This is a genomic window from Photobacterium sp. R1 (genome assembly GCF_054600795.1).
Map to the genome: position 1 here is coordinate 1 of NZ_BAAHZP010000225.1, position 361 is coordinate 361.

The following is a 361-nucleotide window of genomic DNA, read 5'->3' on the forward strand; positions in this document are numbered from 1 at the left end:
CTGCTGACCGGCGCTTGCGGCGGAATAGGCGCTGAGATTGCCGCAGTATTGGCTGATGCCGGCGCCAGCCTGATTCTGGTCGGTCGTAACGAAAGTAAACTCAGGGCGTTACAACTTTCACTGAACCAGCCCGATTCACACCGGCTGATTGTGGCCGATCTGAGTACGCCGGCAGGCATTGAAACCATCAATCAGACCTGTCAGCAATGGAAACTGGCAGGCACGCCCATTCACGGCCTGATCAACAATGCCGGCAGTAATTGCTTTGCCAGTTTGTCGCAACGTGAACCGGCCAGTATCAGCAATGAAATTCACCTTAACCTGACTGTGCCGGTTCTCCTGTGCCAACAAGCGCTGAACT

General features: G+C 54.8%; 1 protein-coding gene. It reads left to right on the top strand.

Features of this window, described 5'->3' with window-relative positions; all coding sequences use genetic code 11:
* Positions 1-361, top strand: a 361-nt coding sequence (locus ACYP03_RS24775) for an SDR family NAD(P)-dependent oxidoreductase (protein ID WP_459782493.1), incomplete at both ends; no start/stop codon positions are given.